Annotated in this window: 9 protein-coding genes; 8 read left to right on the top strand and 1 reads right to left on the bottom strand. The window is 72.8% G+C overall.

All coding sequences use genetic code 11. From position 1 onward, the window contains the following. Window positions 1-190: 190 nt before the first annotated feature. Window positions 191-784: a hypothetical protein gene (locus tag ACWJ6R_RS26510; RefSeq protein WP_449064839.1), complete on the bottom strand. Its 594-nt coding sequence runs from the start codon at window positions 782-784 to the stop codon at window positions 191-193. Window positions 785-1,038: 254 nt separating this feature from the next. On the opposite strand from ACWJ6R_RS26510, the gene flgB reads away from it, so the two are divergent. The 8 genes from flgB to ACWJ6R_RS26550 form a co-directional block, all read left to right on the top strand. Beyond that, window positions 1,039-1,389 (top strand): flagellar basal body rod protein FlgB, encoded by a 351-nt coding sequence (gene flgB, locus ACWJ6R_RS26515; protein WP_449064840.1) that lies wholly within the window; start codon window positions 1,039-1,041, stop codon window positions 1,387-1,389. Window position 1,390: 1 nt separating this feature from the next. Further along, a complete protein-coding gene (locus tag ACWJ6R_RS26520; protein WP_449064841.1) occupies window positions 1,391-1,807 on the top strand; it encodes a flagellar basal body rod protein FlgC in 417 nt (138 codons plus the stop codon). Next, the gene (fliE, locus tag ACWJ6R_RS26525) at window positions 1,804-2,115 is read left to right on the top strand and encodes a flagellar hook-basal body complex protein FliE (protein ID WP_449064842.1); all 312 of its coding nucleotides are present in this window, start codon (window positions 1,804-1,806) and stop codon (window positions 2,113-2,115) included. The genes ACWJ6R_RS26520 and fliE overlap by 4 nt, the downstream gene beginning before the upstream one ends. Next, window positions 2,115-3,725, top strand: coding sequence for a flagellar basal-body MS-ring/collar protein FliF (gene fliF / locus ACWJ6R_RS26530; RefSeq protein WP_449064843.1), 1,611 nt, complete (start codon window positions 2,115-2,117; stop codon window positions 3,723-3,725). Before fliE ends, fliF begins: the two co-directional genes overlap by 1 nt. 1 nt (window position 3,726) lies before the next feature. Next, window positions 3,727-4,740, top strand: a complete 1,014-nt coding sequence (gene fliG / locus ACWJ6R_RS26535) for a flagellar motor switch protein FliG (protein WP_191898203.1) — start codon at window positions 3,727-3,729, stop codon at window positions 4,738-4,740. Next, complete coding sequence (locus tag ACWJ6R_RS26540; RefSeq protein ID WP_449064844.1) at window positions 4,724-5,389, top strand: FliH/SctL family protein; 666 nt, start codon at window positions 4,724-4,726, stop codon at window positions 5,387-5,389. Before fliG ends, ACWJ6R_RS26540 begins: the two co-directional genes overlap by 17 nt. After that, entirely contained in the window at window positions 5,386-6,693 is a 1,308-nt protein-coding gene (locus ACWJ6R_RS26545; RefSeq protein WP_449064845.1) for a FliI/YscN family ATPase, read from the top strand. Before ACWJ6R_RS26540 ends, ACWJ6R_RS26545 begins: the two co-directional genes overlap by 4 nt. A 188-nt stretch (window positions 6,694-6,881) precedes the next feature. Then, on the top strand, window positions 6,882-7,219 hold a 338-nt coding region (locus ACWJ6R_RS26550; RefSeq protein ID WP_449064846.1), incomplete at its 3' end, for a hypothetical protein.

Here is a 7,219-nt window from a genome sequence, read left to right on the forward strand (position 1 = left end):
GCCCCGGCGCAGCCCGGCGACCCCGCGCGTCCTGGGGACTCCGCGTGTTCGGGGGATCCCGTGCGTCCCGGGGACCCCGCGCATCCCGCTCATCCCGTGCGGGCGGCGGCCGGCGGGCCGCCAGGTCGTCGGCATGTCCTGCTCCTGTCCGTTCTGCGTTGCATGCCCGCCGTCGGCGGGTGCACGCGGGTCAGCGTGCGACCGACAGGTGCACGTGGTCGAAGTGGTTGGCGGTCGCGCCGCCGCGGTCCTCCATCAGGCGCCAGCCCTCGCTCGCGCGGGAGGGGTTCCAGATGTGCTGGGCGAAGATCACGTATTTGACGCCGAGGCGGTCGGCGTTGTCCTTGAGGTAGTTGGCGATCTCCCAGCCCTCCTTCAGCCTGGCGGAGGAGGGCATCTTCCCGCCCGAGGTGATCATGAAGTCGGCGGCCTTGCCGGTGGGGTGGTCGCTGCCGGGCATGCCGCCGTCGGCGCGCCAGGCGCCGATCGCGGAGAACTTCCCGAACTTCGCGTCGACCTCCTCGATGGCCTTGCGCATGGTGGGGGTGATGCGGCTGCCGCCGCCCAGGACCTTGGAGGGGGCGTGCGCCGCGGGGGCGGTGGTGGACGCGGTGGTGGACGCGGTGGACGGGGAGGCCGTCGTGCCGCCGCCCCGCGCGGCGGCGAGTTCGGCGGCGAACTCCCGGCCGGAGGCGCCGGAGACACCGGAGCGGGGTCCGAGCTGCGTGAACTGGCCCTGCAACTGGGCCACACGGGTCTGGATCGCGGCGATGCCGTCGGTCATCTGGGGATCTCCTCCTGGCCGCGCGGACACGGGACTCGCGGAGACGGGACTCGGCGAAAGCGGGCATCCTGCCCTTCGGCAGGTCCCGGGGTGGATCTGAGGACTTGAGGGACAACCGTGACCTCCCGTCCCGATCGGATCCGGGAAAAACCTCAGGACCCCTCCGCGCCGTCCGATGGGCCTACCTGAGCAGGGAGTGCTCACCCCGTTACGCCAAGGATCGGCGGCCGTAGCAGAACGAACGGAGTCTGTTCGTGCTCGAGGACGTCACGTCCAGCGTGGTGCGCGTCGCGCTGAAGGGTCTGGCCCAGCGCCAGCGTGTGATCGCAGACAACATCGCCAACATCGAGACTCCCAGGTTCCTCGCCGGCCGCGTCCAGTTCGAAGAGGCCCTGCGCACCGCCGTCGAGACGGGGACCTCGCCGCGGGAGGTGACCCCGGAGGTCGCCCGCTCCCTGGAGCCCACCCGGGAGAACGGCAACAACGTCAATCTCGACCACGAGACCTTGTCGCACATGGACACCACGCTGCGCTACCAGACGATGCTGAAGGCCCTCGACTCCAAGTACGGCATGCTCCGCTCCGTCATCCGGGGAGGTGCGTGAGATGAGCGTCGGAGGACCCTTCCGCGCGATCGGCATCGCCGGCACCGGCGTGACCGTCTACCGCAAGTGGCTGGACGCGGTGTCGGACAACATCGCCAACATCAACAACGCCGCCCCCACGAGCGGTGAGGCGTTCCGCGCCCGGTACGTGACGGCCCAGGCCGTGGACTACGGGTCGGGCACCGGCGGAGTCCAGGTCGGCGGGATCGAACTGGGCAGCGGCGAGGGCCGCCTCGTCCACGAGCCCGACAACCCCCTCGCCGACGAGAGCGGCTACGTGCGCTACCCCGACATCGACCTCGGCGCCCAGATGGGCCAGCTGATGATGGCCCAGCGCGCCTACCAGGCCAACCTCTCGGTCGTCGACCGCGCCTATGACGCCTACCAGGCCGCACTCCAGCTCGGGAGGAACGGATGAGCATCCAGCCGATCGGCCCCATCGCGGGCCCCCTGCGCATCACCGGTCCCGCCGAGGTCGGCGGGACCGCCGCTCCGAGCGGCGCCGCCGAGGTCTTCGGCAACCTGCTCACCCAGGGCGTCGACACGCTGCAGCAGACGCAGGCGACCGCCGACTCGCTGGCCGTCAAGGCCGCCACGGGCGACCTGCAGGACGCGCACGACTACATGGCCGCCAGCACCGAGGCCGCGCTCGCCACCCAGATGACCGTCGCCATCCGTGACAAGGCCGTCGCCGCCTTCACCGAGATCATGAGGATGCAGGCCTGATGCAGGAACGCGCGCTCGCCGCCCTCCGCAAGGCCCGCTCCTCGTTCGCGTCGTTCAGCACCGGGCAGAAGGCCGTCACCATCTCCCTCGTGCTGGCCATCGCGGTCGGCGGGTTCTTCTTCTCCCAGTGGGCCGCCAAGCCGGTCTACGGCACGCTGTACTCCAACCTCTCGGGCGCCGACGGCAACGCGATCGTCGAGCAGCTCACCGCCGACGGCGTCCCCTACCAGCTCACCGACGGCGGCGGCACGATCATGGTGCCGCAGGCGCAGGTCTACGACCTGCGGCTGAAGATGAGCGGTCAGGGCCTGCCGACCCAGGCCGACGGCGGCGGCTACTCCCTGCTGGACAAGCAGGGCGTAACCACCTCCGACTTCATGCAGCACGTCGGCTACCAGCGCGCCCTGGAGGGCGAGCTCGCCAGGACGATCAAGGCGATCGACGGCGTCACCTCCGCCAGCGTGCACCTCGCGATCCCGCAGAAGGACGTCTTCGCCGACGACGCCGCCAAGCCGACCGCCTCGGTCCTGGTGGGCACCCAGCCCACCAAGCCGCTGACCAACAGCCAGATCAAGGCCGTGGTGAACCTGGTCAGCTCCAGCGTCGAGGGCCTGTCCCCGACCGACGTGACGCTGGCCGACTCCAGCGGCCAGGTGCTGGCCGCCGCAGGCGAGCAGGCCCTCACCGGCGCCGGCAGCGAGCGCGAGGAGCAGACCCAGTCGTTCGAGCAGCGGATGAGCGGCTCCCTGCAGCAGATGCTGACCCAGGTCCTCGGCCCGAACAAGGCCGTCGTCAAGGTCACCGCCGACCTCGACTACGACCAGACCGAGACCAAGAGCCAGCGCTACGTCAGCGACCCGGCCCTCCCGCCGCTGTCGTCGACGACCAAGGAGGAGACCTACGCCGGAGGCGGCACGCCCACCGGCGGCGTCCTCGGCCCCGACAACATCCAGGTCCCGGGCGGCAGCGCCGGCAACGACTACAAGTCGACCACCGAGACCCGCGACAACGCCGTGGGACTGGTCACCGAGACCCGCAAGACCGCCCCCGGCAAGGTCCGCAAGCTGGACGTCGCGGTGCTGGTCGACGGCCAGGCCGCCGCCGGCGTGGACACCGCCGAGATCCAGCGGATCGTCTCCTCGGCCGCGGGCATCAACGCCCAGCGCGGCGACACCATCGCCGTCTCGGCGATGCCGTTCGACGACAGCGCCGCCACCAAGGCCGCCGCCGACCTGGCCGCCGCGGCCAAGGCCGAGCAGGACGGCCGCACGATGGAACTGGTCAAGATCGGCGCGCTGGCCCTGGGCATCGGGCTGCTGTTCCTCATCGGCTGGCTGCGCGGGCGCAAGAAGCGGCGCCGCTCGCAGCTGAGCAAGGCCGAGCTGGAGCAGCTGGAGGCCATGCAGGCCGAGCTGGAGCGCGTGCGCCTGCAGGCCGCCATCGAGGCCGCCGAGCGCGAGGCGCTGCCCGCCGGCACCGGTGAGGCGCCCGCCGAGCCGGACGGCGACAGGCGTGAGGAGCTCCGGGACGAGATCTCCGGCCTGGTCGACCGGCAGCCTGAAGAAGTCGCCCAGCTGCTGCGCGGCTGGCTCGCCGACAGGAGGAGCTGACATGCCGATGGTCGAGACGATGAGCGGCCTGCGCAAGGCCGCGGTGCTCCTGGTCCAGATGGGCAAGGAGGACTCGGCGAAGGTGCTCGCGCAGCTGCGCGAGCCCGAGGTCGAGGAGCTGACCGCCGAGATCGTGCGGCTCGGCACCGTCGACCCCGGCGACGCGGTGGACATCCTCACCGAGTTCCGCGACCTGGCGGTCGCCTACCGCTACGCCGGCCAGGGCGGCATGGACTTCGCCCGCGAGGTGCTGGAGGCGACGCTGGGTCGCGAGCGGGCCAGCCAGATCGTCGAGCGCCTGTCGGCGTCGCTGGTCGACATGCCGTTCAGCTTCCTGCAGCGGGCCGACCCCCGCCAGGTGCTGGGATTCGTCCAGGACGAGCACCCGCAGCTGATCGCGCTGGTGCTGGCGCACCTGCCGGCGCACCTGGCCTCGCAGATCCTGTCGGGGCTCAACCCCAACCTGCAGGCCGACGTGGCGCACCGCATCGCGGTGATGGACCGCACCTCGCCCGACATCATCCGCCAGGTGGAGTCGTTGCTGGAGCGCAAGCTCTCGTCGGTCCTGCAACCGTCCGACCTCTCCGCGGTGGGCGGTCTGCAACCTCTGGTCGACATCATCAACCGTGCCGACCGCGTCACCGAGCGCCTCATCCTCGAGGGGCTGGAGGGGCGCAGCCCCGAGCTGGCCGAGGAGGTCCGGAGCCGGATGTTCATGTTCGAGGACGTCGTCCACCTCGACGACCGCGCCGTCCAGCTCGTGGTCCGGCAGGTCGAGACCGTGGACCTGGCCACCGCGCTCAAGGGCGTCGGCCAGGACGTGCTCAACAAGATCACCAAGAACCTGTCCGAGCGGGCCGCCGCGAACCTCGTCGAGGAGATCGAGCTGCTCGGCCCGGTGCGGCTGCGCACCGTCGAGGAGTCCCAGGCCAAGATCGTGCACGCGATCCGCGCCCTGGAGGAGTCGGGCCAGATCGTGATCCGGAGGGGAGACGAGGATGAGTTCGTCGCCTGAGACCGTCCTGCGCGGAACGGACGCGCTCACCTTCAGCGCCGCCCGCTTCGCCACCGACTTCGGCGTCACCACGAACGTGCCGGCCGCGGTCATGGACGGGATCCGCGCCGAGGCGCGGGCCGCCGGATACGCCGCGGGCTGGGCCCAGGGCCTGGAGGAGGCCCGGCGCAACACCGCGGCCGAGCACCGCGACGAGGCCGAGCGCGTCGCCCGGGCCGAGGCCCGGAAGATCGCCCGGCTGGAGAGCGCGCTGACCGCGATCGCCGCCTCGGCCGCCCGGCTGGAGCAGCAGACGGCGCCCGGCGCCGCCGAGATCGAGGACCTCGTCGTGCGGACGGCCTTCGCGATCGCCGAGGCGGTACTCGGCCGGGAGATCGAGCACAGCCCCGAGCCCGGCCGCGAGGCCCTGGCCCGGGTGCTGGAGCTGGTGCCCGAGCACCGCCCCGTGCTCGTCCGCCTCAGCCCCTCCGACCACGCCGCGATGGTCGGCGCGGGTCAGAACACCTTCGAGGTCGACGGCCGGAGCGTGACCATGGTCGTCGATCCCCGCCTGAAGCCCGGCGACGCCGTCGCCGAAAGCGACGCGACCTCCGTGGACGCGCGCCTGAGCACCGCCGCACAGCGAGTCAAGGAGGCCCTGGGCCTGTGATCTCCTCCACCATCGACACCCGCCTCCGGGCCGCCGTCGCCGCCGCGCGGCCCCGCGTGACCGGCCGCGTCGCGGCCGTCGTCGGCCTCTCGGTCGACGTCGAGGGCGTGTCCGGCAGGGTGGGTGATCTGGTCCTCCTCGGCGACGGTCCCGCGGCCGTCCCGGCCGAGGTGGTGGCCCTGTCCGGCGGCCGGCTCAGCTGCCTGCCGCTGGGCTCGCTGACCGGCATCGGCGTGGGCAGCCCCGTCACCGCCACCGGCGACGCGCTGCGCCTCCCGGTCGGCGAGGCGCTGCGCGGCCGCATCCTGGACGGCCTCGGCCGCCCGCTCGACGGCGGCCCCTCGCTGGCCGGCCTGGAGATGGTCCCGGTCGAGAACGAGCCGCCGCCCGCCCTGCGGCGCCGCCGCATCCTGGAGCCGATGCCGCTGGGCGTGCGGGCCATGGACACGATGATCACGGCGGGGCGCGGGCAGCGCCTGGGCATCTTCGCCGGTTCCGGCGTCGGCAAGTCCAGCCTGATGTCCATGATCACCCGTGGCACCGAGGCGGAGATCACCGTCGTGGCGCTGGTCGGCGAGCGCGGCCGCGAGGTCCGCGAGTTCATCGAGAACGACCTGGGCCCCGAGGGCCTGGCCCGCTCCGTCGTGGTCGTGGCCACCTCCGACCAGCCGCCGATGGTGCGCCTGCGCGCCTGCTTCACCGCCACCCGGATCGCCGAGTGGTTCCGCGACCAGGGCCGCGACGCGCTGCTGCTGATGGACAGCCTCACCCGGGCCGCCATGGCCCAGCGCGAGGTCGGCCTGTCGGCGGGCGAGCCCCCGGCGACCCGCGGCTACCCGCCGTCGGTGTTCGCGATGCTGCCCCGGCTGCTGGAGCGCGCCGGACCCGGGATCGACGGCAGCATCACCGGCCTGTACACGGTGCTGGTCGACGGCGACGACCACAACGAGCCGATCGCCGACGCGGCGCGCTCCATCCTCGACGGCCACGTCGTGCTGGACCGCCGCCTGGCCACCGCCGGGCACTTCCCGACGATCGACGTGCTGGAGTCGGTCTCCCGCGTCGCCGGCGCGGTGACCAGCCGCGAGCAGCGCGCCGACGCCACCGCGCTGCGCCGCATCCTCGCCGCCCACCGCGACATCCGCGAGCTGGTGGAGATCGGCGCGTACGTGCCCGGCACCAACCCGGACGCGGACCTGGCCCGCGCGCTGTGGCCGCGCATCGAGGCGTTCCTCCGCCAGGACATGGAGGAGCAGACCACGGCCGCGCAGGCGTGGGAGTCGCTCCGGGCCCTGCTGCCCTGAGCCGGGACGGAGCCCCGGCATCCCCCGGTACGGCCCCCCCGGTACGGAATCCCGGCCCGGGGTCTCCCGGTCCGGTACGGGATCCCCGGGCGGAAGGACGTTTCCGGCGAGCACCCGCAGACCCCCGCAGCACCTTCCCCGCGTGACCGCCTCCCCTGGCCGGAACCCGGCATCCAAGGAGATCTGACATGAGCCCACGTTTCCGTCTGTCGTCGATCCTGCGGGCCCGCAAGGCACAGGAGGACGCCGCCAAGGGCGGGGTGGCCCGCGCCCGCGCCGAGGCCGCGGCCGCCGACCGCCAGGTCCAGGCCAAGGAGGCCGAGCTGCAGGGCCGGATGATCACGCCGGACCCGTCCGACGCCGCCGCGTTCGTCGCGGCGATGGCCGCGCGCCGCGCGGTCGCCGGGGAGCTCTCGCTCAAGATCCAGAAGGCCGAGGAGGCCGCGCAGCGGGTCGGCGCCGGCGTGGACGCCTGGAGCGCCGCCTCCCAGCGCCGCCGCATGGTGGACAAGCTCGCCGAACGCCA

Source organism: Planomonospora algeriensis (assembly GCF_977012225.1).